This window comes from Streptomyces sp. NPDC004838 (assembly GCF_053600955.1).
Map to the genome: position 1 here is coordinate 131,817 of NZ_JBSGAW010000005.1, position 22,924 is coordinate 154,740.

Here is a 22,924-nt window from a genome sequence, read left to right on the forward strand (position 1 = left end):
CGCCCTGGCCCCAGAGCCGAGCCGGACCGACCCGGGCCCGACCGCGAAGGCTCCCCCGCGATCTACGGCATCTCGCGGCGGACGGAGAGGAGGTCCTCCAGCTGTTCCTCGCGTGCCTGCGCCGCCACGAACAGCAGTTCGTCGCCCGCCTCCAGCGTCTCCTCGGTGCTCGGCGTCAGCACCCGCGAGCCGCGGATGATCGTGACCAGGGAGGTGTCCTCGGGCCAGGCCACATCGCCGACCTGGGTGCCGGCGAGAGCGGACTCCGGCGGAAGCGTCAGTTCCACGAGGTTCGCGTCACCGTGGCTGAAGCGCAGCAGCCGGACGAGATCGCCGACGCTCACCGCCTCCTCGACCAGCGCGGACATCAGCCGTGGCGTGGAGACCGCGACATCGACGCCCCAGGACTCGTTGAAGAGCCACTCGTTCTTCGGGTTGTTGACGCGCGCGACCACCCTCGGCACGGCGTACTCGGTCTTCGCGAGCAGCGAGACGACGAGGTTGACCTTGTCGTCACCGGTCGCCGCGATCACCACACTGCACCGCTGCAGCGCCGCCTCGTCCAGCGAGGTGATCTCGCAGGCGTCGGCCAGCAGCCACTCCGCCTGCGGCACCCGCTCCACCGAGATCGCGGTCGGCGCCTTGTCCACGAGGAGCACCTCGTGCCCGTTCTCCAGCAGTTCCCCCGCGATGGAACGGCCCACCGCGCCCGCGCCCGCAATCGCGACCCGCATCAGTGACCGCCTTCCTCGGGGCCTTCGGCGAACGCCGCCTCGACCTTCTCGATCTCGTCCGTACGCATCATCACGTGGACGAGGTCGCCCTCCTGCAGCACCGTCTGCGAGGTGGGCAGCACCGCTTCACCCATCCGGGTGAGGAAGGCGACCCGTACGCCCGTCTCGTCCTGAAGCCTGCTGACCTTGTGCCCGATCCAGGCGGACGAGGTGTGGACCTCGGCGAGCTGGACCCCGCCGCTCGGATCCCGCCAGAGCGGCTCCGCGCCGGAGGGCAGCAGCCGCCGCAGCATCTGGTCGGCCGTCCAGCGGACCGTGGCGACCGTCGGGATACCGAGGCGCTGGTACACCTCGGCCCGCCGCGGGTCGTAGATCCGCGCGGCGACGTGCTCGATGCCGAACGTCTCGCGGGCCACGCGCGCGGCGATGATGTTGGAGTTGTCTCCGCTGCTCACCGCGGCGAAGGCGCCCGCATCCTCGATGCCCGCCTCGCGCAGGGTGTCCTGGTCGAACCCGACCCCGGTGACCCGGCGACCGCCGAACCCGGAGCCCAAGCGACGGAAGGCCGTGGGGTCCTGGTCGACGACGGCGACCGTGTGCCCCTGCTGCTCCAGGGTCTGCGCGAGAGCGGCTCCCACTCGCCCGCACCCCATGATGACGATGTGCACGACCGTCCTTCCGGCTGCAATGTCTGCTTTTTCCCGCGGTTACCGCGGATTTTGCGCTTGTTTCGGTTGTCGCGGTTGTTACGGATTTCTGTTCTTTTCCCGCCGGACCTCGCCCGAGGGTCGTGCCTGGAGTATCACTCCGGAACCCTCGCCCCGAGGTTTTACCCAGATTTGAGGATGCTCGAGATTCCAGACTCTCAGACAGCGGCCCAAGCTACACACGCTCAGCGGCGGCGCCCCCCTCGCCCCCTGCGGAATCCGATATTCACAGGGATCGCGGGGGTGGTGGGTGGGCCTGTCTCATATCGAACGCTTACGATCCTCTGCGTGTCCAAACTGACCGACCTGCCCAAACGCATTCTGATCGGCAGGGCCCTGCGCAGCGACAGGCTGGGAGAAACGCTCCTCCCCAAGCGCATCGCGCTGCCTGTCTTCGCCTCCGACCCACTGTCCTCGGTGGCGTACGCACCAGGCGAAGTGCTTCTGGTGCTCTCCATCGCAGGTGTGTCGGCCTACAGCTTCAGCCCCTGGATCGCGCTCGCGGTCGTCGTGCTGATGTTCACGGTGGTCGCCTCGTACCGGCAGAACGTGCACGCGTACCCGAGCGGCGGCGGCGACTACGAGGTCGCCAACACCAATCTCGGCCCCAAGGCGGGCCTCACCGTCGCCAGCGCGCTGCTGGTCGACTACGTCCTCACGGTGGCGGTCTCCATCTCCTCCGGCGTGGAGAACCTCGGCTCCGCGATCCCGTTCGTCGTCGAGAACAAGGTTCTCTGCGCGGTCGCCATCATCGTGCTGCTGACGCTGATGAATCTGCGCGGGGTACGGGAGTCGGGCAAGCTCTTCGCGATCCCCACCTATGTCTTCGTGACGGGCGTCTTCATCATGATCGCCTGGGGGGCGTACCAGGGACTCGTCCTCGGCGACTCCCTCAAGGCCCCGACCGCGGGCTTCGAGATCAAGGCCGAGGAGGAGGGGCTCGCGGGCTTCGCCCTGGTCTTTCTGCTGCTGCGTGCCTTCTCCTCCGGCTGTGCCGCGCTGACGGGCGTCGAGGCGATCAGCAACGGCGTGCCCGCGTTCCGCAAGCCGAAGTCGCGGAACGCGGCCACCACGCTGGCCCTCATGGGCGGCCTGGCCGTCACGATGTTCTGCGGCATCATCGGCCTGGCGATGGCATCCGACGTCAAGATGGCGGAGCAGCCCTCGCACGATCTGCTGAGCAATGGCGTGCCCGTCGGCGCCGGCTATGTGCAGGATCCGGTGATCTCGCAGGTCGCGGCGGCCGTCTTCGGTGACGGAACCTTCTTCTTCGTCCTCCTCGCGGCGGCCACCGCGCTCGTCCTCTTCCTGGCCGCGAACACCGCGTACAACGGCTTTCCGCTCCTCGGCTCGATACTGGCCCAGGACCGCTATCTGCCGCGTCAGCTGCACACCCGCGGCGACCGGCTCGCCTTCTCCAACGGCATCGTGGTGCTCGCCGGGGCCGCGGCGCTGCTCGTCTGGGTCTACGGCGCGGACTCCACGAAGCTGATCCAGCTGTACATCGTGGGCGTCTTCGTGTCGTTCACCCTCAGCCAGACCGGCATGGTGCGGCACTGGAACCGTCATCTGCGGACCGAGAAGGACCCCGCGAAGCGCCGCCATATGATCCGCTCCCGCGCGATCAACACCTTCGGGGCCTTCTTCACCGGCCTGGTGCTCGTGGTCGTGCTCGCGACCAAGTTCACGCACGGCGCGTGGGTCGCCCTGCTCGGCATGGTGATCTTCTACGCCGTGATGTCCGCGATCCGCAGGCACTACGACCGTGTGGCGGAGGAACTGTCGGTCCCCGACGAGCCGAGCGACGACAGCGTCCGGCCGTCCCGTGTCCACGCCATCGTGCTCGTCTCCAAGATCCACCGGCCCACGCTGCGCGCTCTCGCGTACGCCAAGCTGATGCGGGTCGACAAGCTGGAGGCGGTCAGCATCAGCGTGGACGCGCCCGAGACCAAGGCGCTACGGGAGGAGTGGGAGCGGCGGGGCATCAACGTACCGCTGAAGATCCTCGACTCCCCGTACCGGGAGATCACCCGCCCGGTGATCGAGTACGTGAAGGGGCTGCGGCGCGAGAGCCCGCGGGATGTCGTCAGTGTGGTCATCCCCGAGTACGTGGTGGGCCACTGGTACGAGCATCTGCTGCACAACCAGAGCGCTCTGCGGCTCAAGGGGCGGCTGCTGTTCACTCCTGGTGTGATGGTCACCTCGGTGCCGTACCAGCTGGAGTCGTCGGAGGCGGCGAAGAAACGGGCGCGCAGACGCCAGGAGTGGAACGCGCCCGGTTCGGTGCGGCGGGGCCCGGTGGGCGAGCGGCCCAAGGAGCCCAGCGGCCCGGACCGGGAGTGACGGCGGCCGTCCCGGAGCGGGACCGACGAGTTCCGGCCTCGGAGCGGGACGGATCGGGTGCCGGCCCCGGAACCGGACTGACGGCGTCCGGCGCTCCGGGGCCCGCGTAGACTGGTGGGCTGTCCCTCCCGCCCGCACTCCCACTCGATGCGCCCCCTCCGCCCTCCGCACGACGATCCCCTGGAGCCACCCCGCCATGCAGAACGCGTCCGATTCATCGCTGGTCGGGGAGGAGTACGAGGTCGAGGTCGGACCCGTCGCACACGGCGGGCACTGCATCGCCCGCACCGACGAGGGCCGGGTCCTCTTCGTACGCCACACCCTGCCCGGCGAGAAGATCGTCGCGCGGGTAACCGAGGGCGAGGCGGACTCGCGCTTCCTGCGGGCCGACGCCGTGCGGATCATCGAGGCGGCGAAGGACCGGGTCGAGGCCCCCTGCCCGTTCTCGGGCCCCGGCAAGTGCGGCGGCTGCGACTGGCAGCACGTCAAGCCGGGCGCTCAGCGCCGCTTCAAGGGCGAGGTGATCGCCGAGCAGCTCCAGCGGCTCGCGGGCCTCACCCCGCAGGAGGTGGGCTGGGACGGCACGGTCATGCCCGCGCCGGGCGACAAACTGCCCGCGGGCGAGGTGCCGGCCTGGCGTACACGGGTGCAGTACGCCGTCGACGAGGACGGGCACGCGGGGCTGCGCAGGCACCGCTCGCACGACATCGAGCCGGTCGACCACTGTCTGATCGCGGCACCCGGCGTCAGCGAACTCGGCGTCGAGAAACGCGACTGGCCCCAGATGGCCTCGGTCGAGGCCATCGCGGCCACCGGCTCCCATGACCGCCAGGTCGTCCTCACCCCCCGCCCCGGCGGCCGGCTCCCGCTCGTCGAACTCGACAAGCCCGTCTCCGTCCTGCGCGTCGACGAACGCGACGGCTCGGTCCACCGTGTCCACGGCCGCGCCTTCGTCCGCGAACGCGCCGACGGCCGTACCTACCGCGTCGGCAACGGCGGCTTCTGGCAGGTCCATCCGCAGGCGGCCGACATCCTCGTCAAGGCCGTGATGCAGGGCCTGATGCCCCGCAAGGGCGAGTCCGCGCTCGATCTCTACTGCGGCGTGGGCCTGTTCGCGGGCGCCATCGCCGAACGGGTCGGCGACCGGGGCGCGGTCCTCGGCATCGAGTCCTCCAAGCGCGCGGCCGAGGACGCCCGCCACAACCTCGGCGACCTGGAGCGCGTCCGTGTCGAACACGGCAAGGTCGAGCAGGTCCTCCCCCGCACCGGGATCAGCGAGACCGACCTGATCGTCCTCGACCCGCCCCGCGCGGGCGCGGGCCGCCAGGCGGTCCGCCTGCTGGCCGCCCTGGGCGCCCGCCGCATCGCCTATGTGGCCTGCGACCCGGCGGCGCTCGCCCGCGACCTGGCGTACTTCCGCGAGACGGGCTACCGCTGCCGGACCCTGCGGGCGTTCGACCTGTTCCCGATGACGCATCACGTGGAGTGCGTGGCGATCCTTGAACCGGCCTCAAAGGGCTCTTGACGTTCAATTTCACGGGTGTGCGATGTGGGCGTTACGGGCGATATCTCGACGCTGAGATGACGCTCGTAACGCTCATTCATCAGACGCTCGTTGAGCATGATCTGAGGCCGCTGCGACCAGCGGGTTTCCGCTACTGAGCGTTGCTGCTGAGCCATGTCCCGAAATCGGCCCAGCCATGGTTCACCACGCTCCTGCGGACCGTCTTCGAACAGCCCGACACGACAGCCGTCCAGGCCGCCGGGCAGGTGCTCGATCGGGCGACGGGCACGTATGGCTCCCACGAGTGGACAGTTTTCCACGCCGACGACGTGCAGCGGGTGGCCGACGCGATCGCCGATGGCACAGCCGTGCTCCAGCCTCGTTGGCGCAAGGACACGGAGGAAGGCAGCGAGGAACTGCGGCAGCGGATCAAGAAGTTGGATCGGGAGGTCATGCTGGGGCGGTTGGTCGTGAGTGCGATCGTGCTGCTCCTGGTGGTGGGCTTCGGCGTGCTGATTTACTTGGCTTGAGGGCAGGCGCCGCGGTCGTGCCCCGAAGCCGAGGCTTTTTTCTGAAAGATCGGCACCTGCGAAAGGCCCGCGGGCTCGGCCCGGGCGGTGCGGGAGCGGTGGTCGAAGAGTCCAGCCTGTCCGTGCCGGATCGGCTTTGAGATCGACGGGATTCATGCTCCCGTCGCCCTTGAGCACCGTTGGTGCGACGCGACCGATGCCGCACAGTACGGGCACAGTCCACCACTCAGCTCCCTTGTATGTCGGGCTCAGGAGCAGGTTCTGAGCTATTCGGACAGGTAGGCCATGCACGTTCGGGCTGGGCCGGCTGGGCCCATTTCGGTGTCCAGATGCCGCTGTCGGGGCGTCCCGGGTATGCGGCAGCGAGATGGCTGCGGAGGGCGTCCAGGGCCGGGTGTGGATTGTCCGTGCGCCAGACCAGGGAGTGAGGGTAGACGGGAGTCGGGCTCTTCAGGGGGATGCGGCGCAGGTCGTGGCCGGCCGGCCAGACGAGAGGGGTCTGCTCGCTGATGAAGGTGGCCAGCGTCGATGAGCTCGCGATGGTGTCCAGCAGGGGCTCGATGCCGAAGTCCGGGCCGACCGAGTCGATGGTGATGCCGAACGCGGCGGCGAGTTCGTCGTAGTAGGCGGCCCACTCGGTGCCGTGCATGTTGCCGGGCATCCAGATCCGATGCCCCGCGAGTTGCTCGGGCGTGACCGCCGGGGCGCCGGCGAATTCGTGCGCCGGTCCGGTGAACAGGTGGAGCGGTTCGTCGAAGACAGGCGTGGCTTCGATGCCTTGGGGAATGTGTCGGCCCGGCATGGTCACCGCGCGGAACGTGGCGTCGATCGAGCCGGATCGGACCGCGGCGATGGCTTCGCCCGAATCGTACAGAGTCACGACATCCAGCTCGGTCTCGGGGAATGCTCGATGGAAGCCACGCAGCAGACCCGCCACTGAGAGGCGGCGGCCGACCACGTCGACGCGCAACGCCCGACGCCCCGGCCGCACGGAGGCGACGGCACGTTCCGCCGCTTGAAGCAGCGTCCGGGCGTGCGACTGGAACGCCTGGCCATCGATGGTGAGCCGGGCCCCGCGGGCATCCCGGATGAACAGCTGGACACCAAGTTCCTTCTCCAGCGCGGCGATGCGCTTGGAAACCGCCTGTGGAGTGATCGACAAGGTGGACGCGGCTTCTTGGAATTGTCCGGTGTCCACGATGGCGACGAAGGTGCGCACGGCGGTGATATCCATCCACCCATCCTAAATAGACAACCAATCGTTGATTGAAAGCATGAAAACGGTTGTTTGATTCCTGCGCACTCGGCTCGCTTTGATGGATGCGCCCAACCAAAGGTTGGCAAGTGGTCGAGTCGAGACCGGTGCCGTCGGCGGTCCGATGGTTCCCGGCATCCGCGGCCGGCCACCGGTCAGGCCGCCATCACGCCCGTGGCCGGGATGGGGCTTCCTACTCACACCAGGGGTGGCCCACACGTGCCGGATTCCTTCGTTCATCTGCACAATCACACCGAGTACTCGATGCTGGACGGCGCACAGAAGTTGAAGCCGATGTTCGGCGAGGTGGCACGGCAGGGCATGCCCGCGATCGCCATGAGTGATCACGGCAACATGTTCGGGGCTTACGAGTTCGCGCAGGTGGCGAAGGGCTTCGAGACAGTCACGCCGATCATCGGCATCGAGGCGTACGTGGCACCGTCGTCGCGGTTCGTCCGGAGACAGGAGTTCTGGGGGCCGGGCGGCCGCCGGGCCGTGAGCGAGGACGGTGAGGGGTCGAAGGACGTCTCCGGCGGTGGCCGCTTCACCCACATGACCATGTGGGCGCGGAACGCCGAGGGTCTGCGGAATCTGTTCTGGCTCAGCACCCAGGCCAGTTACGAAGGCCAGTTCCCTGCCGGGAAGCCGCGCATGGACCGGGAGCTGATCTCCCGGCGGCCGGGCGGCATCATCGCGACCACAGGCTGCCCGTCCGGCGAGATCCAGACCCGGCTGCGGCTGGACCAGTACGACGAGGCGAGAGCGGCCGCCGCGGCCTACCAGGAGATCTTCGGCCGCGAGAACTACTTCATGGAGCTGATGGACCACGGCCTGGACATCGAGCGGAACGTCCGTGAGGGCCTGCTGCGGCTGGCCGGGGACCTGGGCATCCCGCTCCTGGCCACCAACGACGCGCACTACGTCACCGAGGACCAGGCCGATGCCCACGACAGCCTGTTGTGCATCGGCGTCGGCAAGAACAAGGACGATCCCGGTCGCTTCCGCTTCAACGGTTCCGGCTACTACCTCAAGAGCGCCGCAGAAATGCGCGGCCTGTTCTCGGAGCTCCCGGAAGCCTGCGACAACACGCTGCTGATCGCCGAGCGCATCGAGTCCTACGACGAGGTCTTCGACTTCGTGGACGAGATGCCGCGGTTTCCCGACGTGCCGGCAGGCGAGACCCAGGAGTCGTGGCTGCGCAAGGAAGCCCTCAAGGGCCTGGCGATGCGCTACGGGGATCCGATCCCCCAGCACGTGCTGGAGCGCTTCGAGACCGAGATGAAGGTCATCGGACCCATGGGATTCAGTTCCTACTTCCTCGTCGTGGCGGACATCTGCCGCCACGCACGTACCAACAGGATTCCGCTCGGGCCCGGCCGAGGCTCGTGCACCGGTTCGATCGTTGCGTACGCGACCCGTATCACCGAGCTGTGCCCCCTGGAACACGGCCTGCTCTTCGAGCGGTTTCTGAACCCCGAACGCATCAACCCGCCGGACGTCGACCTTGACTTCGACGACCGCCAGCGTGACCGGATGGTCCAATACGTCACAGAGAAGTACGGTGGCGAGTACACCGCCATGGTCAACACGTTCGGCAAGATCAAGGCCAAGAACGCGATCAAGGACTCATCGCGCATCCTCGGCTATCCCTACAGCCATGGGGAGCGGATCACCAAGGCACTCCCGCCGGACCAGAACGGCAAGTCCGCCCCGCTGACCGCCCTCTTCGACTCCTCCCACGAGCGGTACGGCGAGGCCGGCGAGATCCGGCAGATGTACGAGAGCGACCAGGACGTGAAGCGGGTCATCGACACCGCCCGTGGAGTGGAGGGACTCACCAGGGGCACCGGGGTGCACGCGGCGGCGGTGATCCTGTCCAAGACCAAGCTCACCGATCGCATCCCTCTGCACATGCGGGGAACGGACGGTGTGAAGATCACCGGATTCGACTATCCGTCCTGCGAGGCCATGGGCCTGATCAAGATGGACTTCCTGGGACTGCGCAACCTCGGGGTGATCGACCAGGCGATCGAGAACATCCGTGAGAATCGGGGCATCAGCCTGGCCACGGTCGATCCGCTGGAGGGCGACGCGTCCACGCATGTCATCCCCCTGGACGATGCCAGGACCTTCCGGCTGCTGGCCGACGGCAACACCTTCGGCGTCTTCCAACTCGACGGCGGCGGCATGCGGGTGCTGCTCAGACAGATGGAGCCGAGCCGCTTCGAGGACATCGCCGCCGTCAACGCGCTCTACCGTCCCGGCCCCATGGCGGCGAACGCCCACACCAACTACGCGTTCCGTAAAACCGGCCGTCAGGAGATCACTCCGATCCATCCCGAACTCAAGGAGGCGCTGGAACCGATCCTCGGCAACACCTTTCATCTGCTCGTCTACCAGGAGCAGATCATGGCCATCGCCCGGGAGCTCGCGGGATACACCCTCGGAGGCGCAGACCTGCTGCGCCGGGCCATGGGCAAGAAGAAGCCGGAGGTCCTGGCCGCGGAGTGGGAGAAGTTCCACGACGGCATGCGCGGCAACGGCTACAGCGAAGAGGCCGTCAAAGCCCTGTGGGATGTCATGCTCCCCTTCTCCGGGTACGCGTTCAACAAGTCCCACACCGCCGGCTACGGCCTGGTCTCGTACTGGACCGCCTACCTCAAAGCCAACTACCCCGCCGAGTACATGGCGGCACTGCTCACGTCCGTCGGCGACGACAAGGACAGAGCCGCCGTCTACCTCGCCGACGCCCGCAAGAACCGCGTCCGCGTCCTCCAGCCGGATGTGAACGAGTCCGTCGCCGAGTTCACCGCTGTCGGCGACGATGTCAGGTTCGGGCTGCGGTCCGTCCGCAACGTCGGCGACAACGTCATCGAGGCCATCGTCGAAGCCCGCCGCCAGAAGGGGAAGTTCACCTCCTTCCCCGACTTCCTGGAGAAGATCGCCTTGCCCGGACTCAACAAACGAGCTGTGGACTCACTGATCAAGGCCGGCGCCTTCGACTCCCTACGGCACCCACGCAAGGGGCTCTGCGCCATCCACGAGGACGCCATCGACGCGATCATCCCCGTCAAGAAGGCGGCAAGCTTCGGGCAGGACGACCTCTTTGCGGGTCTCACCGGCACAGCGGACGACGAACCGTCCTTCGGCCTCGACTTCCCCATCGACGAAGCAGAGTGGCCACGCCGACAACTCCTGGCGACCGAGCGCGAAATGCTCGGCCTCTACGTCTCGGCGCACCCACTGGACGGCGCCGAACACATCCTCGCCCGAGCCCGGGACTGCTCCATCGCCGAATTGCTCACCTCCGGCCGCACCACCGGCGACGTCCGACTCTCCGGGCTGATCACCGGCGTCCAGATCAAGATGACCAAGCAAGGAAAGCACTGGGCCATCGTGAACCTCGCGGACCGCGACGCCACCATCGAAGTCCTCTTCTTTCCCGCCGCCTACCAGCTCGTCCGGCACGCCCTGGCCGAGGACAACGTGATCTCCGTCAAAGGCAAGATCGAAGACCGAGACGGAGCCGTGAACATGTTCGGCCGCGAACTCTCCGTCCTCGACATCTCCTCGGCCGCGAACGGCGGCATGCCCCCCGTAAAGCTCGCGCTCCCCTTGCACCGCGTCACCGAGCAGACCGTCGAAGAACTCAAGCACATCCTCGCCACCCACCCGGGCGACAGCCCTGTGCACCTCAGCGTCCGCGGTCCGAAAAGGACCACTGTCTACGCCCTCCAGGCGAGAGTCGACCCCACGACCATCGCCTCCGAGATCAAGGGCACCTTCGGAGCCGACGCCTGGCAGGGCGACCGGCAGTAGCGTACGAGACGGCACATCGAGTGACACCACCGCGATCAACCCAGATAGCTAATAAACTTCATCAAGTGATTGACGTGACATCCTCGAGCCTCCTACGCTGACCCCACGACACAGGCGGCTGCCGGCACCCCGACACCCGCCCTGACACATCCGCCGCACACCATCAGCCGTTCGCACCGCCCAGGAGAGCCGGATGAGCAAGACACAGACACCGGCCCCGCAGCGGACCGAAGGGGACTCCCCCGACGACACCGTCCGGGCGCCGCTGACGGTCGGACGCGCCGAACTCCTTCCGGGCGGTACGGACGACGAGTTCCGGCAGCTGACACACGGACTGTTCGCGCTGGCCGCGCGGCACGACGCCGTGCGTGCGGGCCACGCGGCCATGGTCGGCCTCTCGGGCGCGCAGTACACCACGCTGATCACCGTCGCCCACCTGGCCACCCATGGCGAGGTCCGGGTCAAAGACATCGCGGAGCACCTGTGGGTGACACCCACCTTCGCGACGATGGAGATCAAGAAACTGGCCGCCCAGGGGCTCGTGGAGAAGAGCCGCAGCACCGAGGACCGCCGGGTCCAGCGGATCACCGTCACTCCCGAGGGGATGAGTCGGCTCAGCAAGCTCGCCCCGATCCAGCGACAGGTGAACGACCGGCAGTTCGCCGAGTTGACCACCGAGGAGTTCCGCGAGCTGAACCGGCTGGTGAAGCGCCTCATCGCGACCTCCGACCAGGCCCTGGCCCTGCAAGCGTTCATCGCGACCGAAACCCCCTCCGTCCTGGAGTCCGACTCCTAGGGTCGGTCTGATCCACCAGGCAGGCCCCGCCCCGGCGGCTCCACCGCGCCGACATCACAGAAACACCGGACGCCGACGCGCCGGGCGGGCCACTTCGCATCTAAATAGTGAATTAACCTAGGTAATTTTATTCATTGACCGAGAGAAGGACGCCATGACGGACACGAAGTTCTCCAGCCGCGGCAGCCCATCGGCCAGGCCGAACTCGCCATGCCGCGCGACCGCGAGCACGACCGGGACGAGCCGTGGACGTCGCGAGCGCCGGCTGAGCGCGCTCTTCATCCGCCCTGCGTCGCGTCACGCGCCCACCTCCGCGATACGGCACTCGGCCCGGCGGTCCTCACCATGAACAGCGCCCTCCCGTACGGGGCGACCCCGCGGACTCCAGTGCGGGGCGGCGCCGCCCACCATGCGTTACGGCTACGGCGCGCCCCGGCCCGCCCACCGTCCCGCACCTTCCGGACCACCCATCCCGTCGTCCCGGCGGATCCGCAACACCTCTGACATGACGGCGCGAGGGCGAGCGCCTCGCGGTCGAGGCCCCCGAACCCGCGCCCCTCTCCGGCCCCGCGCCCTCCCGGAACCGCACCCCCGGACCCACCCCCTTCCCCCGGCGCCCGCACCCCGTTCCGGCACCGCACTGCCGACCCCGCGCCCTCCCCGGGCCCACACCCCCTCCCCCGATCCCGCCCGCCCGCCCCCAGCGCGCCCCGTCGGCGGATGCGTACGGCCCGCCGGGCGACCCGGCACCGGACACGTACGCCCCTCGGCGGACCCATCCGGCCCGTCGGCGGATCCCGCCACGCCCATGAAAGGAATCCCCGTGTCACGCACACTCTCCGTCGTCGACATCGGCACACTCCTCACCGGTGCCATCGACACACCCGTCGACCGAGCGGCCGACTGCCTGATCGCCGTGAACGGAACGATCACCTACCTGGGCCCCGCCGCGGACAGCCCCACCCCGCCGGACTCCTGCGACGTCGTCATCGACGCCCAGGGCACCACCGTCGCCCCCGGGCTGATCGATTCCCACTGCCACGTCGTCCTGGGCGACTACACCCCCCGCCAGAAAACCGTCGACTTCCTGGAGAGCTACACCCACGGCGGCATCACCCGCGTCATCTCCCCCGGCGAGATCCACGCCCCCGGCCGCCCCCACTCCGCGGTCGGCGTGAAGGCGCTGGCCATCGCCGCCAAGACCTGTTTCGACAACTTCCGTCCCGGCGGGATGAGCGTGCACGCCGGGTCGGTGGTCCTCGAACCCGCCCTGCAACCTGGTGACTTCGCCGAACTCGCCGCCGCCGGAGTGCACCTCGCCAAGTTCGGCTTCGGCGCGTACGCCGACCCCGCCGACGGCGTCGACCAGGTCCGCTGGGCCCAGGGCGCGGGCATCACCGTCATGTGCCACTCCGGCGGGGCCAGCGTTCCCGGCAGCAAGCCCATCACCCCCGACCATCTGCTGCTCCTGCGCCCCGATGTGTGCGGGCACATCAACGGAGGCCCGACCTCACTGCCCGAGGCAGGGCTGGAGCGGGTGATCACCGAGTCCGCGATGGCGCTCCAGCTCGTCCAGGCGGGCAACGTACGCTCCGCCGTCCACATCCTGCGCACGGCCGCCGAGCGCGGCGAACTCTCCCGTGTCGTCATCGGCTCCGACACCCCCACCGGCACGGGCGTCATGCCGCTGGGCGTCATCAAGACCGTTGCCGAGCTGTCCTCCCTGGCCGGAGCCGACCCGGCCGAGGTCTGGGCGATGGCCTCGGGCAACTGCGCCCGCGTGTGGGACGTGCCCGGCGGCGTCCTGACCCCCGGTGCGCCCGCGGACCTCGTGGTCCTCGACGCCCCGTGGGGCTCGGCGGGCCACGACGCCCTCACCGCCCTCGGGCGTGGCGACATCCCGGGCATCAGCGCGATCGTCACCGACGGAACCGTCCGGGCCGGACGCAGCCGCAACACACCCGCGCCCGCCCGGTCCGCCGTCATCGCCGGTCACCTTCCCCGTGAATTCAGTGCAGCACATTGACGAAGTTACTTAACTAATTTACTGTCGTTTCATCGCTGGGTCCGTGAAGGAGAACGCATATGTCCACAGCCCCCAGCACCGGCATCGCGGCCCAGTCGCCCGACCTCTTCGTCACCGCTCTCTCCCGGTTCGCGGCTTCCGTTTCCGTGCTCACCTTCTACGCCGACGGCGAGCGGGCGAGCGGAATGACGGCCAGCTCGGTCACTTCACTGTCCGTGGAACCGATGAGCCTGCTCGTGTGCGTCAACAAGTTCACCCGCACCCACACCGAGATCGCCCGCCAGCGCCGGTTCGGCGTCAACTTCCTCGCAGAGGAGCAGCGGAACATCTCCAACCAGTGCGCCCGCCCAGGCGGCGACAAGACCCTCGAACCGAACTGGCTGCTGCCCCGCGAGGACGGCCGCGCGCCGTTCATCGACGGTGCCGTCGCCTCGTTCGACCTCGAAGTGTCCGCCATGCACGAGGCGTTCACCCACTCCATCGTCGTCGGCACCGTCCGGAGCATGCGCCTGGGCGAGCGGGACCGTCCGCTCGTCTACTGCAACCGCGCCTATCAGCGGATGGAGGAGTCGGACGACACCGCACTCCACCGCCTGTGGGAGCGGATGCTGTTCGGCTCGATGGCCTGACCCGCCCCCGTGCCCGGCACCACACACCCCGTAGCACACACCCAGCGCACCACACACCACACCACCCATCACGCTGAGAAGGAGGAGCCATGCTGAGGACCGGCAGCCAGTACCTCGCGGCTCTCAAGGACGGCCGCAAGATCTACGTGGACGGAAAGCTCGTCGACGACGTCACCACCTACCCGGGCTTCGCCGGCCCGGTCGGCGTCATGGCCGGTCTCTACGACCGGATGGCGGACGACCCCGACGCCCGCTACACCGATCCCGAAACCGGCGAGACCTACTCCCGGATCTGGGAGCCGCCGTCCACCCCCGAGGCCCTCAGCTCCCGCCGCCGCAACCACGAGCGCTGGGCCACCCCCAGCTTCGGCCTTATGGGACGCACCCCGGACCATGTCTCGTCCCTGCTCACCGCCTTCGTCGGCTCCCGGCACCTGTTCGCCAGGAACGGCCAGAAGTTCGCCGACAACCTGGTGCGCTTCTACGAGCGGGCCCGCCGCGAGGACCTGTACGTCTCGTACGCCATCGTCCCGCCGCAGGTCGACCGCTCCAAACCGGCCCACCAGCAGCCCGAGCCCTTCCTCTACCCCGGTGTGGTCGAGGAGCGCCCCGACGGCATCGTCATACGCGGCGCCCAGATGATCGGCACCTCCGCGGTAATGGCGGACTACATCCTGCTCACCTACGTCGTCCCGCTCCAGCCCGGCGACGAGGACTACGCCATCTCGTGCGTCATGCCCGTCAACGCCGAGGGCGTCAAGCTCTACCCCCGCCGCCCGTACGGCGAGGCCGCCACGAGCACCTTCGACTACCCGCTGTCGTCCCGCTTCGACGAGAGCGACGCCATGATCGTCTTCGATGACGTCTTCGTCCCCTGGGAGGAGGTCTTCATCTACAAGGACGTCGCCCTCACCCGAGAGCAGTTCACCCGCACCGGGGCCCATCTGCTCGCCAACTACCAGGCCCTGAGCCGATTCTGCGTCAAGCTGCGGTTCGCCTGCGGACTGGCCATGAAGCTCTCCGAGCTGCACGGCCTGGACAAGCTGCCTCCCGTGCGAGGCCAGCTGGGCGGCGGCGTCGCCACCATCGCCTCGCAGATCGAGGGCCTGGTCCGCGCCGCCGAACTCACCCCGACCAAGGTCGGCGACATCTACATCCCGGACCAGCGCTTCATCTACACCGGAATGAGCCTTCAGCGCCAGCTCGTCACCGAACTCCTCCGGTGGCTGCGCGAACTCGCCGGCGGCTCCCTCATCGCCGTCCCCTCCTCCGCGGACTCCTTCTCGTCCGCCGAGACGGCCGACGACGTCCGCCGCTACTTCCGGTCGGTCGCCGCCCCGGCCGACGAGCGCGTCCAACTGCTCAAGACCATCTGGGACTTCGTCGGCACCGAGTTCGCCGGCCGCCAGCTCCAGTACGAGATGTTCTACTCCGCCGCCCAGCACATCTGCGACGCCCGCGTCTTCGACAGCTACGACTGGGACTCCGCCCGCAGGCTCGTCGATCAGAGCCTGGCCCTGGAGACGGACTTCACCTTCGGCTCCACCACCACCGCGTAACACCCTGAAGGGACCGACATGCAACTCAACATCAGGCGCTGGTACACCCAGATCGACGAGATCAACGAGGTCATGGGCCAGTCGGACGAACTCGGCCCCCTGCGGAAGGTCGCGGTGTGCGCCATCATGGAGAACCCCTACGCCGGCGAGTACGTCAAGGACCTCAGCGAGCTGGTCGCCGCCAGCGAGCCCATGGCCGACGAGCTGTGCCGCCGCGCCCGCGCCGCACTGGGCACCCCTGTCCAGAGCTACGGCAAGGGCGGCCTCGTCGGCACCGCCGGTGAACAGGAACAGGTCAACGCGCTGCTGACCACCGTGTTCGGCAACGCCATGCGCCATCACGCCGACGGCGGGTTCGCCTGGGTCCCCTCCTTCACCAAGCGCGCCGAGCGCGGCGAGCCGATCGACATCCCCCTCGCCCACAAGGACGCCCTCTACGTCCGCTCGCACTACGACGGCCTCACCGTCAAGCTCGCGGACTCCCCGGGCCCGGACGAGTTCGTCGCGATCGCCGTCTACGCGAACCGCGGCCGTATCAACGCCCGCATCGGCGGGGTCCCTGCCGACCGGATCACCGGGCAGGACGGCCTGCGCTGACCGCCCGGGCGCCTGACTGCCGGGGGCCGGCCCCCGGGCGGTCAGCCGCCTCGGCGGCCCGGTCGGCGCCCTCCCCGAAGCGCCGAACGGAAAGCCGCGTACACCGACGCCGGGGGCAGACAGGCCCGCTCCTGTCTGCCCCGCCACCGGCACATCTCCGTCCCTCCGGATCCCGGACACACCCCCGGACCGCGGACACACCCCGTCCCGGCCGCAGACACACCCCCGGACCGCGGACACACCCCGTCCCGGCCGCAGACACACCCCCGGACCGCGGACACACCGCGTCCCTGCCTCGGACACACCTCCGGCCGAACACACACAGCGTCCCGGGCGCTTCGGCCGACGCCAGTCGCGGGACACCGCCGACCCGCGTGCGGTGCCGTCCGCCGCGTGTGTCGTATCCACGGGCCGCCCGTCGGCCGTCCCACAGCCGTCCGGCGTCGTCCCATAGCCGTCCCATAGCCGTCCCACAGCCGTCCCACAGCCGTCCGGCAGTCGTCCCGGCAGTCGTCCGGCGGAGGTCACCACCCCGCTTCTCCCGCAACCGCAGTTGAAGGGATCCCTCATGCCACCCACCGCTCCGCCGAACGCGCACCGACCTGCGGGCACCACTGCCGGCGCGCGCTCCGCCTGGGTCGTCCCCCTGTGCTGGATCACGGTCCTCCTCGAGGGCTGTGACCTCGTCATCCTCGGCGCGATCATCCCCACACTCCTGGACACCGAGTACCTGGGCATGACCACCGGTGACGCCACCACCGTCGCCGCGATGTCCCTGGTCGGAGTCTCGATCGGCGCGCTCATGGTCGGGCCGCTCGCCGACCGGTTCGGCCGCCGACTGCTGCTGATCGCCTCCGCCGTCCTGTTCTCGGTGTTCACCCTCCTGGTGCCGCTGGCGTCGTCGGTGGCGATGTTCGCCCTGCTCCGCCTGATAGCCGGGATCGGCATGGGCGCCTGTATGCCGGTGGCGCTGGCGATGATGGCGGAGCACATGCCGGCCTCCCGGCGGGCCCAGGCCAACACCCTGACCATGACCGGCTACCACACCGGCGCCGTCGTCATCTCCCTGCTCGCGCTCTGGGCGTCGGAGAACTGGCACGTGCTGTTCTACGCACTGGGCGTGGCCGGCCTGGTCATCGCCGCCGTCCTGGTGTTCCGGCTGCCGGAGTCCGAGGCTTTCATACGGGCGAAGGAGGCCCCGGAGGCCCGCAGAGTGCCGTTCACCGAACTACTCTCCCCCGCCTACCTCCGGGCCGGGATCGGGATCTGGGTGGCGTCCTTCATGGGCCTGCTCCTGGTCTACGGACTCAACACCTGGCTGCCGAAACTGATGAACGACGCCGGATATCCCGTACCGGCGGCCGTGACACAGCTCCTCATCCTCAACGCGGGCGGCGTCGTGGGCCTGCTCATCGGCGGGTACGTCGCCGACCGGCGCGGCATCAAACGCACGGCGCTCCTCTGGTTCGCCGCGGCGGCGGTGATGCTGGGGAGTCTGAGCGTACGGTTCCCCAGCGATCTGCTGCTCAACACCGTCATCTTCCTGACGGGGACGTTCGTCTTCTCCGCGCAGGTGCTGCTCTACGCCTACGTCACCCAGTTCTACCCGGCGGACATCCGCGGCACCGCGCTCGGCGCGGCCTCGGGTCTGGGCCGCATCGGCTCCATCGTCGGCCCGTCGATCACGGGCGCGCTGGTGTCGGCGGGATTCGGGCACCCGTGGGGCTTCTGGTTCTTCGCCGTGGTGGCGGTGATGGCCTGTCTGGCGGTCGCCACCCTGCCCGTCACCGTACGCTCGCGCGACGCCGAGCCCGCCGGCTGACCGGACGGCGGAAGGACGGCGGCAGGACCCCGCGGTGGCCTTCCAGGCCGGGCACCGCCTCTTCCCCGCGGGTGATCCAGCGAGGCGTCACCATTCCGGAAGTCGGCCGAATAACGCCTCACTCGATAGATGAACACGGGTTTGCCCCTCTGCCGGGGTGTCAAGAGTTCCCATCGGATTCAGTTCAAGGGAGGGCACACCATCACGGCCGCAAAACGCTTGACGCCGAGGTCATGAAGGATGTCGGTACGGACGGAAGAGAATTCCGCCTGACATTTTCAGCTGACTCCATCGCATGGTGTGCCGCCCCAGGAAGCCGTTTCGACTCCACCGACACAGGGAGAAGAAGATGCGATTTTCCGGAAAACTCACCTCGGCTCTCGCCGCCGGTCTCATCGGCGCCGCGCTCGCGGTGGTCCCGGTGGCCCAGGCCGACGCGACACCGTCGGACGCTGCTGCCGCCGGCGTCAGCGTGGCGGCGTACAGCGACTGCCGTGCCGGGTACATCTGTTTCTGGTCGGAGAGGAACGGAACCGGGCAGAGGTGCCAGTGGAGTGAGAACGCCCCGAACGCGCGGCCGATGTGCTCGTGGATGAACTCGGGGACCAATGCCCGCTCCGTGTACAACCGCACCGGAAGTAGATTCCACTACTATCACCGGGCCAACTACGTCGACCGGATCGGGAGCACGGTCGCCGGAGACAGCGGAAATCTGGCCGGCACCTACACCATCGGTTCTCTGTGTGCGGGAAGCTGTCCCCGATAGTCCGCGCGGGAGATGATCGAGTCCGGGGACTGAGAATCGCTTCGATTGACAGACCCGCTAGCGGAGGATGAGTTTTTCGTTGGTGTGCTGCCAGCCGTTGCGTTGATACTCCCGTGGCGACATCCCGTGGGCGCGTGTGAAGACTCGGCTGAGGGCGGAGGCATCCGCGTAGCCGAGTGTCCGTGCGGCTTGACCGACCGGCATGCCCTCTTCGAGGTACTGGCGGGCCAGGGTCATGCGGAACTGAGCCCGCCACTGTGCGTAGGTCTGACCGGTGGCGCCGAGGAAGTCAAGACCGAGTGTCCTGGCGTCCACCCCGAGTTCCGTGCCCCACTGGACGAGCGTGCGTCGGCTCGCGGGTTCGCGTCGGAGTTCCTCGATGATCCGGCTGACGGCGGAGGTGACCGATCCGTCGGCGGTGGTGAAGAGATCCGGCGTGGAGGAGAGTTCGAGGAAGCGTCGTGTGATGCCGTTGGGATCATGTTGCTCAGGGCGGATAAAGCTGTAGTTCGCGACGGCCGTGTGCAGAAGGCAGTCCTCGGCCTGCGGCGGGAAGCTCTGGACGAGGACGTCTCTCGGCGAGGTCGCCGAAGGCCCCGGACGGGAGCCGAGCGGGAGCAGGAGCGCGCCGCGCGGGAGCGTGATGCTGTTACGCATTCCCGCCGGCAGCCATGCGACATCGCCTTGCCGCAACCGGCGCTTCCGTCCTCCGACGACGAGCCGCGCGGTCCCGCGGTAGGCCCAGACGAGCACATGGAAATCGTTGATCCGGTTCCAGGTCCGCGACGCCGGTATCGACGGCGGCTCCCCGATGACCCATCCGTCCGCTCCGCTGTGCACGCGGGCGTCGATCTGCGCTTCGAGAGGGTTCGGGAACGGTCTGGTTCCGGCCGGTCCGTCGCGACGCTGTTCCTTGTACTCGCTGGGGGTGACTCCGGTGTGCGCGCGGAACGCCTTCGTGAATCCCGCGGGGGTGGAGAACCCGACCTGTCTGCCGGTCCAGCCGATGTCGTGGCCGAGATCGAGATAGCTCGCCGAGGCGGCGACCCGTGCGGCGGTGCGCCACCGGGTGAAGGGGAGTCCCGTCTCCTTCAGGAACTGCTGCTGGAAGGTGCGGACGCCGATGCTGACCGACCGTGCCAGCTCATCGATTCCCGCTCTGTGGCTCGGATTCTGGAGCAGCGTCCGCGCGACGGTAAGGGCTTCGAACGACACGGGCAGCGGCGGGGTGGGCAGCGGGCCGCGGTGGTCGTGCGCCGGGTCTGCGGGGTGCGCGTTGGCCACGAGGTCGAGCAGCCCGCTGTCGTTCGCGGCGCCGCGAAGATAGCCGAGGCTGCGGGCGAACTGATAGACGAGCCAGTCGGACCAGCCGTCCGGGAAGTCGACGCGGAGAGGACGGTCGATCACGGTCGCCCCGGAGCGCGCGGCGGGGAAGATCGGAACCGCGACGGAACCCGCGTCGACATCGACCTCGTAGGGAAGACCGGCGGGCACCCAGAGGCCCTGGCCCGTCGTGAGGAGATGCCGTTCCGTTGCCGTCCGTACGCGGGCGGTGCCCGTGTGCATCCAGATCAGGGCCGGCTCACGGACGTTTCCCGGTGAGATCGCCCGAGCGGCAGGGACTTCCGGGGTCGGCGCGGTCTTGAGTCGTCGGCGTGTGGCCATGTCATCCCAGGTTCATCAGTCCATGAAACGTGCACATCAGGATAACCACCGGCCGCCAAGCAAGGTTAGCCTTACATAACTGGCCCCTGTGGCGATCTGACGCCTTGTCCCCCAGGCCCTGTCCCGTTCTCTCGAGGAGCTTCTCCGTGTCCGTCCCCGCGCGCCCGATGACCATGATCCCTGTGGCCTTGCGGGAACTGGCCGTCGCCCGGATCGTCGACGTCACGGCGGGACTGCGGCGTGTGACCCTGACCGGTGACCGGCTGGGTGCGTTCACCTCCGCGGACGGGACGCGGTGGCCGGCGTTCAGGTCGCCGGGTTTCGACGACGACATCCGGCTGCTGTTTCCGTACCCGGGTGAGAGCGAGCCCGTCCTGCCCGTCATCGAGGACGGACGTGTGACGTTCGCGGAAGGACGCCGGCCGATCGCCCGCGCCTATACGGTGCGCCGTCACGACCCGGTCGGACGTGAACTGGACATCGATGTCGTTCTCCATGGCGACGGCGTCGCGTCGAACTGGGCTCGGGCGGTGGCGCCGGGAGACCGCATGCACATCGCCGGTCCCGGGAAGACGCAAGGGATCCCGGTGGGCGCCGACCGGCTGCTGATCGCGGGCGACGACACGGCGATCCCCGCGATCGCGCGTCTGCTGGAGGAGCTTCCCGACGACACCCGCGGACAGGTGCTGATCGACGTCGAGCACGCAACGCACGCACAGGACCTGCGCGGCCCCGCGGGGGTCGACATCACCTGGCTCCCACGGGACCCGTCCGCCGTGTCGCGCCCCGGTGCGCTACTGGCGGCCGTCCGCGCGATGACCTGGGCGGACGGCGAATGGTTCGCCTGGCTGGCCGGTGAGCAGTCGGAGATCCAGAGTCTCCGCCGGTATCTGGTCCGCGATCGCCGTATGCCCAAGTCCGCGATCGACTTCACGGGCTACTGGAAACGCGAGGACGCCAACAGCACCCGCGCCCACCGGTCCTGACGCCCCCGCACCAGAGCCGACCCACTGTCCCGCCACTCACTCCGGCGTCCCTTCGTCGGCCGTCGGGGCAGCCCTGCCCTGTCCGTCCCCACTCCCGAGACAAGAACGGCACTCATGAACATGACCCGACGCGGCAGCTTCACCGCCTTGATAGGCGCGGCGCTGGCCGCCGCTCTCGTACTGACCGGATGCTCGTCCACGGCGGCACCCCAGAAGGCGTCGGCCGGCGACAAGTCGAGCCGGCTGCCGGCCGCCGAAGGGCGCACCTCCTACCCGCTGACCTTGGATTCGCCCTTCGGCAAGACCGTGTTGAAGAAGCGCCCCGAACGGATCGCGGCGGTCGTGCCGAACGCGATCGACACGGAACTGCTTCTCGCACTCGGTGTGACCCCCGTGCTCAGCTCCAGTTTCGTCAGCGAGGGCGGATACCTCGGCGAGCACGGTGGGGACGACATCGCGACCTACGAGTTCGTGATGGGGGAGAAAGTTCCGGTGGAAGCGATCGCCGCGAGCGATCCGGACCTCATCGTCGCCGTCGGTTGGACGGACGGCCTGGGCGGGGTGAAGCTCGCCGACCACTACGACCGGCTGGCGACCATCGCACCGGTCGTCACGAGCCCGGACACCGCGTCGCAACTGCTCATCCCCTGGCAGGACTCGGTTCGTGTGCTCGGAAAGGTACTCGATCTCGCCGATGCGGCGGAGCGCGTCGTCGACGACCACGAGAAGCACTTCGCGAAGGTACGTGAGGAGAACCCGGAGTTCGCAGGGCTCACGGCGACCTGGGCGATCAACTACGGCGCCGCCAACGGGCTCCAGTACCTCTCGCGGCCCGGTTCGGCACCGGAGGCGTTCCTGGGTGGGCTGGGCTTCGCCAAGAATCCGGGGGCAAAGGAGTTCTCCCGCGAGGCCAAGGTGAGCGACGAACTGCTGTCGAAGATCGACGCCGATGTGCTGCTGCTCGGTCAGAGCGCGGCCGCGCAGGACAAGGACATGCGGGAGCTGACCGGTCGCGATCTGTTCCGGAACCTCAAGGCCGTGTCCTCCGGGAACTTCGTACAGCTTGCTCCGAAGACCGATGACGGCGGGGATCTGCTGTGGGCGATCAGCAGTGGCGGGCCGATCGGGAACCGGTGGGCGGCCGGGCATCTCGTCCCGCTCATCGCCGACGTCCTCTGACATCCCG

General features: G+C 68.5%; 17 protein-coding genes. 13 read left to right on the forward strand and 4 right to left on the reverse strand.

Annotated features, from left to right (window positions below):
• Nucleotides 1–62 precede the first annotated feature (62 nt).
• A complete protein-coding gene (locus ACWEFL_RS08175) occupies nucleotides 63–734 on the reverse strand; it encodes a potassium channel family protein (RefSeq protein WP_451709153.1) in 672 nt (223 codons plus the stop codon).
• Nucleotides 734–1,402, reverse strand: coding sequence for a potassium channel family protein (locus ACWEFL_RS08180; protein WP_451709155.1), 669 nt, complete (start codon nucleotides 1,400–1,402; stop codon nucleotides 734–736). Before ACWEFL_RS08180 ends, ACWEFL_RS08175 begins: the two co-directional genes overlap by 1 nt.
• 327 nt (nucleotides 1,403–1,729) lie before the next feature.
• Here ACWEFL_RS08180 and ACWEFL_RS08185 point away from each other — a divergent pair, with 327 nt between their 5' ends.
• The 3 genes from ACWEFL_RS08185 to ACWEFL_RS08195 all read left to right on the forward strand — a co-directional run bounded on the left by ACWEFL_RS08185 (nucleotide 1,730) and on the right by ACWEFL_RS08195 (nucleotide 5,818).
• Entirely contained in the window at nucleotides 1,730–3,784 is a 2,055-nt protein-coding gene (locus tag ACWEFL_RS08185; RefSeq protein ID WP_451709158.1) for an APC family permease, read from the forward strand.
• A gap of 196 nt (nucleotides 3,785–3,980) precedes the next feature.
• A complete protein-coding gene (locus ACWEFL_RS08190; protein ID WP_451709161.1) occupies nucleotides 3,981–5,309 on the forward strand; it encodes a class I SAM-dependent RNA methyltransferase in 1,329 nt (442 codons plus the stop codon).
• A 140-nt stretch (nucleotides 5,310–5,449) separates the two neighbouring features.
• Nucleotides 5,450–5,818: a hypothetical protein gene (locus ACWEFL_RS08195; RefSeq protein ID WP_451709510.1), complete on the forward strand. Its 369-nt coding sequence runs from the start codon at nucleotides 5,450–5,452 to the stop codon at nucleotides 5,816–5,818.
• 226 nt (nucleotides 5,819–6,044) lie between these two features.
• Here the strand turns inward: ACWEFL_RS08195 and ACWEFL_RS08200 are convergent, their stop codons facing one another.
• Nucleotides 6,045–7,052 (reverse strand): LysR family transcriptional regulator, encoded by a 1,008-nt coding sequence (locus ACWEFL_RS08200; protein WP_451709163.1) that lies wholly within the window; start codon nucleotides 7,050–7,052, stop codon nucleotides 6,045–6,047.
• A 204-nt stretch (nucleotides 7,053–7,256) separates the two neighbouring features.
• On the opposite strand from ACWEFL_RS08200, the gene dnaE reads away from it, so the two are divergent.
• The 8 genes from dnaE to ACWEFL_RS08240 all read left to right on the forward strand — a co-directional run bounded on the left by dnaE (nucleotide 7,257) and on the right by ACWEFL_RS08240 (nucleotide 19,087).
• A complete protein-coding gene (gene dnaE, locus ACWEFL_RS08205; protein WP_451709166.1) occupies nucleotides 7,257–10,892 on the forward strand; it encodes a DNA polymerase III subunit alpha in 3,636 nt (1,211 codons plus the stop codon).
• Nucleotides 10,893–11,085: 193 nt separating this feature from the next.
• Entirely contained in the window at nucleotides 11,086–11,688 is a 603-nt protein-coding gene (locus ACWEFL_RS08210) for a MarR family winged helix-turn-helix transcriptional regulator (RefSeq protein ID WP_451709168.1), read from the forward strand.
• A gap of 823 nt (nucleotides 11,689–12,511) precedes the next feature.
• Nucleotides 12,512–13,714 carry an amidohydrolase family protein gene (locus ACWEFL_RS08215; protein WP_451709169.1) on the forward strand — a complete coding sequence of 401 codons (1,203 nt, stop codon included), beginning with the start codon at nucleotides 12,512–12,514 and terminating at the stop codon, nucleotides 13,712–13,714.
• Nucleotides 13,715–13,773: 59 nt separating this feature from the next.
• Complete coding sequence (locus ACWEFL_RS08220) at nucleotides 13,774–14,343, forward strand: flavin reductase family protein (protein WP_451709171.1); 570 nt, start codon at nucleotides 13,774–13,776, stop codon at nucleotides 14,341–14,343.
• Nucleotides 14,344–14,432: 89 nt separating this feature from the next.
• Nucleotides 14,433–15,902, forward strand: a complete 1,470-nt coding sequence (locus tag ACWEFL_RS08225) for a 4-hydroxyphenylacetate 3-hydroxylase family protein (RefSeq protein WP_451709174.1) — start codon at nucleotides 14,433–14,435, stop codon at nucleotides 15,900–15,902.
• Nucleotides 15,903–15,920: 18 nt separating this feature from the next.
• Nucleotides 15,921–16,499, forward strand: a complete 579-nt coding sequence (locus ACWEFL_RS08230) for an amino acid synthesis family protein (protein ID WP_451709176.1) — start codon at nucleotides 15,921–15,923, stop codon at nucleotides 16,497–16,499.
• Nucleotides 16,500–17,067: 568 nt separating this feature from the next.
• On the forward strand, nucleotides 17,068–18,321 hold the full coding sequence (locus tag ACWEFL_RS08235; RefSeq protein ID WP_451709178.1) for an MFS transporter: 1,254 nt from the start codon (nucleotides 17,068–17,070) through the stop codon (nucleotides 18,319–18,321).
• A 349-nt stretch (nucleotides 18,322–18,670) separates the two neighbouring features.
• A complete protein-coding gene (locus ACWEFL_RS08240; protein WP_451709180.1) occupies nucleotides 18,671–19,087 on the forward strand; it encodes a peptidase inhibitor family I36 protein in 417 nt (138 codons plus the stop codon).
• Nucleotides 19,088–19,144: 57 nt separating this feature from the next.
• On the opposite strand, the gene ACWEFL_RS08245 is transcribed toward ACWEFL_RS08240, so the two are convergent.
• Complete coding sequence (locus ACWEFL_RS08245) at nucleotides 19,145–20,752, reverse strand: helix-turn-helix transcriptional regulator (RefSeq protein ID WP_451709183.1); 1,608 nt, start codon at nucleotides 20,750–20,752, stop codon at nucleotides 19,145–19,147.
• A 146-nt stretch (nucleotides 20,753–20,898) separates the two neighbouring features.
• Between ACWEFL_RS08245 and ACWEFL_RS08250 the strand changes: the two genes are divergently transcribed.
• Together ACWEFL_RS08250 and ACWEFL_RS08255 are read left to right on the forward strand one after the other, a co-directional pair.
• Nucleotides 20,899–21,738: a siderophore-interacting protein gene (locus tag ACWEFL_RS08250; protein WP_451709186.1), complete on the forward strand. Its 840-nt coding sequence runs from the start codon at nucleotides 20,899–20,901 to the stop codon at nucleotides 21,736–21,738.
• A gap of 114 nt (nucleotides 21,739–21,852) precedes the next feature.
• Complete coding sequence (locus tag ACWEFL_RS08255) at nucleotides 21,853–22,917, forward strand: ABC transporter substrate-binding protein (RefSeq protein WP_451709189.1); 1,065 nt, start codon at nucleotides 21,853–21,855, stop codon at nucleotides 22,915–22,917.
• Nucleotides 22,918–22,924 lie beyond the last annotated feature (7 nt).

Bases quoted from the DNA above. Each gene is read 5' to 3' on its own strand.
- ACWEFL_RS08175 (WP_451709153.1), bottom strand. From the start codon at position 734: ATGCGGGTCGCGATTGCGGGCGCGGGCGCGGTGGGCCGTTCCATCGCG.
- ACWEFL_RS08190 (WP_451709161.1), top strand. From the start codon at position 3,981: ATGCAGAACGCGTCCGATTCATCGCTGGTCGGGGAGGAGTACGAGGTC.
- ACWEFL_RS08200 (WP_451709163.1), bottom strand. From the start codon at position 7,052: ATGGATATCACCGCCGTGCGCACCTTCGTCGCCATCGTGGACACCGGA.
- dnaE (WP_451709166.1), top strand. From the start codon at position 7,257: ATGGGGCTTCCTACTCACACCAGGGGTGGCCCACACGTGCCGGATTCC.
- ACWEFL_RS08210 (WP_451709168.1), top strand. From the start codon at position 11,086: ATGAGCAAGACACAGACACCGGCCCCGCAGCGGACCGAAGGGGACTCC.
- ACWEFL_RS08220 (WP_451709171.1), top strand. From the start codon at position 13,774: ATGTCCACAGCCCCCAGCACCGGCATCGCGGCCCAGTCGCCCGACCTC.
- ACWEFL_RS08225 (WP_451709174.1), top strand. From the start codon at position 14,433: ATGCTGAGGACCGGCAGCCAGTACCTCGCGGCTCTCAAGGACGGCCGC.
- ACWEFL_RS08230 (WP_451709176.1), top strand. From the start codon at position 15,921: ATGCAACTCAACATCAGGCGCTGGTACACCCAGATCGACGAGATCAAC.
- ACWEFL_RS08235 (WP_451709178.1), top strand. From the start codon at position 17,068: ATGCCACCCACCGCTCCGCCGAACGCGCACCGACCTGCGGGCACCACT.
- ACWEFL_RS08240 (WP_451709180.1), top strand. From the start codon at position 18,671: ATGCGATTTTCCGGAAAACTCACCTCGGCTCTCGCCGCCGGTCTCATC.
- ACWEFL_RS08245 (WP_451709183.1), bottom strand. From the start codon at position 20,752: ATGGCCACACGCCGACGACTCAAGACCGCGCCGACCCCGGAAGTCCCT.
- ACWEFL_RS08255 (WP_451709189.1), top strand. From the start codon at position 21,853: ATGAACATGACCCGACGCGGCAGCTTCACCGCCTTGATAGGCGCGGCG.